This window comes from Streptococcus sp. (assembly GCF_019414905.1).
Classification (GTDB): Bacteria; Bacillota; Bacilli; order Lactobacillales; family Streptococcaceae; genus Streptococcus.
This window is the reverse complement of record NZ_DXLC01000138.1, coordinates 1-3,949: the sequence shown is the minus strand read 5'-3', so window position 1 is coordinate 3,949 and position 3,949 is coordinate 1. Positions and strand designations below refer to the sequence as shown.

General features: G+C 40.3%; 4 protein-coding genes and 1 other RNA gene. 4 read left to right on the top strand and 1 reads right to left on the bottom strand.

The features are described from left to right. The first annotated feature begins 15 nt into the window (after positions 1–15). The 4 genes from QZ359_RS04320 (at position 16) to ssrA (ending at position 3,230) form a co-directional block, all read left to right on the top strand. Positions 16–1,335, top strand: coding sequence for a CapA family protein (locus QZ359_RS04320; protein ID WP_203175380.1), 1,320 nt, complete (start codon positions 16–18; stop codon positions 1,333–1,335). Between the two features lie 21 nt (positions 1,336–1,356). Further along, positions 1,357–2,184: an HAD family hydrolase gene (locus QZ359_RS04315; RefSeq protein WP_203175381.1), complete on the top strand. Its 828-nt coding sequence runs from the start codon at positions 1,357–1,359 to the stop codon at positions 2,182–2,184. Position 2,185: 1 nt separating this feature from the next. Continuing rightward, positions 2,186–2,821: an SGNH/GDSL hydrolase family protein gene (locus QZ359_RS04310; protein ID WP_261044724.1), complete on the top strand. Its 636-nt coding sequence runs from the start codon at positions 2,186–2,188 to the stop codon at positions 2,819–2,821. 61 nt (positions 2,822–2,882) lie between these two features. Beyond that, positions 2,883–3,230, top strand: a transfer-messenger RNA (tmRNA) gene (ssrA, locus tag QZ359_RS04305). 256 nt (positions 3,231–3,486) lie between these two features. Here the strand turns inward: ssrA and QZ359_RS04300 are convergent. Beyond that, complete coding sequence (locus QZ359_RS04300; RefSeq protein ID WP_293962970.1) at positions 3,487–3,834, bottom strand: thioredoxin; 348 nt, start codon at positions 3,832–3,834, stop codon at positions 3,487–3,489. Positions 3,835–3,949: the final 115 nt, after the last annotated feature.

Below are 3,949 nucleotides of genomic sequence, written 5' to 3'. Positions count from 1 at the left end.
GTAGGGAGAATGAAGATGCAAAGAAGACAAGATAGACATAAACGTGGACCAGTTTTTCGCTTTGTGAAAGGTTTGGTCAACTTTTTTAGACGTTATCGTAAGTGGAGTAACAAGGGATTTGTGGCGGTACTCTTGCTAGCAGTTGCTTTATCAATGGGCTTGGTTTTGTTGTTTGAAAGCTTCCAAGGCATGCCTATGACCAGTCAAAAACGAGATACTATTTCTCAAGAAGGAACTAAGAAAAAGTCTCAGGAGCAGGAAGAGGAAAAAACTGCTAGAATTATGGCTCATGGTGATTTGCTTTATCATGATATTCTTTACTTTTCAGCAAAAAAGGATGATGGAACGTATGATTTTCATGAGAATTTTGAGTATGTTACTCCTTGGCTTAAGCAAGCAGACTTAGCTATTGGTGACTTTGAAGGAACCATTAATAAGGATCATTATTTAGCAGGTTATCCTCTCTTTAATGCTCCTGCTGAAGTTATGGATGCCATTAAGGATGCAGGTTATCATGTTCTAGATTTAGCTCATAATCACATTTTGGATTCGCAAATTGAGGGAGTTATTTCAACGGCCGATATTATTGAGAAAGCTGGAATCACTCCAATCGGAGTTTATACGCATGAGCCACGTGATCAGGCTCCGCTGGTCATTAAGGAAGTGAATGGTATCAAGGTTGCACTTTTGGCTTATTCTTATGGATTTAATGGAATTGAGCAAAATATTTCTCAAGAGGATTATAATCACTATCTTTCAGATTTAGATGAGAATAAAATGAAGTCTGAAATTGAACGGGCGGAAAAGGAAGCAGATATCACCATTATCATGCCACAAATGGGTGTTGAGTATCGCATAGAACCGACTGAAGAGCAAAAGGCTCTTTATCACAAGATGATTGATTGGGGAGCAGATATTATCTTTGGAGGGCATCCACACGTAGTTGAACCGTCTGAAATTGTTGAAAAAGATGGGGACAAGAAACTCATCATCTATTCAATGGGGAACTTCATTTCCAATCAACGAATTGAGACCATGCAAGGGGTAGAAAATGCTAAGTGGACTGAACGTGGCGTTCTCATGGACGTGACCATTAAGAAGAAGGATGGAAAAACAACTATCGGAACAGCTAAAGCTCATCCTACTTGGGTCAATCGAACACCAAAGGGAACTTTTTCACCAGAAGGATATCCCCTATATCATTATCAAACCTATATCTTGGAAGATTTCATAGAGGGTGGCAGTCATCGTGATCAATTAGATGAAGCGACTAAGGAACGAATTGATACAGCCTATAAAGAAATGAACGAACATGTGGGATTGAAGTGGGATTAGCTTGAATCCAGAGGGAAGTAAATGACGATTAAAGTAATTGCGACAGATATGGATGGGACCTTGCTGGATGCTAGAGGCCAGCTTGATCTCCCACGTTTGGAAAAGATTTTAGATCAGTTGGATCAAAGGGGTATTCGTTTTGTCATCGCGACGGGCAATGAAATTCATCGCATGAGGCAACTACTGGAGCACTTGGTCGATCGAGTGGTTCTGGTTGTTGCAAACGGTGCTCGTATTTTTGAAAACAATGAACTGATTCAGGCGCAGACTTGGGATGATGCCATTGTCGATAAGGCTTTGGCTCATTTCAAGGGTCGAGCGTGTCAGGATCAGTTTGTTGTGACGGCTATGAAGGGTGGTTTCGTCAAAGAAGGTACGATTTTTACAGACCTTGAAAGTTTTATGACTCCAGAAATGATTGAAAAATTCTACCAACGGATGCAATTTGTGGACGAATTAACCTCTGACCTCTTTGGTGGTGTGCTCAAGATGAGTATGGTTGTTGGTGAGGAGCGTTTGAGTTCGGTCTTGGAAGAAATCAATGATCTCTTTGATGGCCGTGTTCGGGCTGTATCGAGTGGCTATGGTTGCATTGATATCCTTCAAGCTGGGATTCATAAAGCATGGGGCTTGGAAGAATTACTCAAGCGTTGGGACTTGAAGCCCCAACAAATTATGGCTTTTGGTGACAGTGAAAATGATGTTGAAATGCTTGAAATGGCTGGAATTGCCTATGCGATGGAAAATGCTGATGACAAGGCCAAAGCTGTGGCGACTGCTCTAGCGCCAGCCAATAGCCAAGGAGGAGTTTATCAAGTCTTGGAGAACTGGTTAGAAAAAGGAGAATGAAGTGGCAGTACAGTTATTAGAAAATTGGCTCCTAAAGGAACAAGGTAAAATTCAAACCAAGTATCGTCACCTAAATCAAGTTTCTGTTGTAGAGCCAGACATTCTTTTTATTGGGGATTCCATTGTCGAGTATTATCCTATACAGGAGCTATTTGGAACTTCGAAGACGATTGTCAATCGAGGCATTCGAGGTTATCAGACAGGACTGTTATTAGAGAATCTGGATGCGCATCTATACGGTGGGGCGGTAGATAAAATTGTCCTTTTGATTGGGACAAATGATATCGGAAAAGATGTGCCTGTGAATGAGGCTATCAATAATCTCGAAGCTATCATACAGTCTATTGCTCGCGATTATCCATTGACTGAGATTAAATTGCTTTCTATTTTGCCAGTCAATGAGGGAGAGGAGTACAAGCAGACAGTCTATATCCGCACAAATGAAAAAATTCAGAAATGGAATCAAGCCTATCAAGAGCTTGCTTCTGCCTATATGCAGGTGGAATTTGTGCCAGTTTTTGATAGTTTGACAGACCAAGCAGGCCAACTCAAAAAAGACTACACAACTGATGGGCTGCACCTCAGTGTTGCTGGTTATCAGGTTTTGTCAAAAGCCTTGAAAGACTATCTTTTTTAGTTAGTTGATTTCCCTTTTGCATTTTTTAGTTAGATAAGGTATAATGGTTTTATTGTCTTTTGGGGTCGTTACGGATTCGACAGGCATTATGAGGCATATTTTGCGACTCGTGTGGCGACGTAAACGCTCAGTTAAATATAACTGCAAAAAATAACACTTCTTACGCTCTAGCTGCCTAAAAACCAGCAGGCGTGACCCGATTTGGATTGCTCGTGTTCAATGACAGGTCTTATTATTAGCGAGATACGATCAAGTCTTGTCTAGCGGCTTGATAAGAGATTGATAGACTCGCAGTTTCTAGGCTTGAGTTATGTGTCGAGAGACTGTTAAAATAATACATAACCTATGGTTGTAGACAAATATGTTGGCAGGTGTTTGGACGTGGGTTCGACTCCCACCGGCTCCATTATTCCTTTGCATTCTTTTGCATTCCTTGGTAAAACGTTGTTAAATCAACGTTTTTTATTTTTGTCTTTGGTATTCCTTGGTATTCTTTTGCGAAAAAGGGAGTCACAAACAGACCTTAAAGCAGACCCTGTTTTTAAAAAAGGGATACAAAAAAGGATACAACATTTTTGTAGTATCCTAAAAATCTATGTACTTCACAAAGCGTTCTTTGACTCCATTATGCGTTTTTGTGATTTTAAAACTTGTTAGCTGATTTTTTACAATCCTGCAAAATCTTTGATTTCTTGTGCTGACATTGAAGAGTCGCAACGGACATTGATTTGTCCATCTGCAATGTGAACGAAGCCTGGTACAGTTGGAATTCCGTAGCGTGAGCGGAATGCTTGCAACTCATTGAGTTGGCTTGGTTCTTCACTGTTGATGAAGTAGATGTGAGCTTTGGTTTCAGCTACGACACCTGCCAATGTACTTGCAAATTTACGGCAGTAAGGGCAAGTTTTACGACCGATAAAGAAGGTTGCAGTTTCTTTTTTATCAAGAGCTTCTTGCGCACGCGCAACTGTAGTGACTTCAAGGTCTTTGATATTATCTAAAAATTGTTCCATGAGATTACCTCGCTTTCATTGATATGTCTAGTATGCCATAAAGTTTCTAAAATTGCTTAGATTTGATACGAAAAAAAGATGAGATTGGTTGGTCTCATCTTTTATAGGACTTTAT

What these genes read in the sequence shown, in the direction of transcription:
- QZ359_RS04315 (WP_203175381.1), top strand. Translation starts at nt 1,357, where the DNA reads ATGACGATTAAAGTAATTGCGACAGATATGGATGGGACCTTGCTGGAT.
- QZ359_RS04300 (WP_293962970.1), bottom strand. Translation starts at nt 3,834, where the DNA reads ATGGAACAATTTTTAGATAATATCAAAGACCTTGAAGTCACTACAGTT.
- QZ359_RS04320 (WP_203175380.1), top strand. Translation starts at nt 16, where the DNA reads ATGCAAAGAAGACAAGATAGACATAAACGTGGACCAGTTTTTCGCTTT.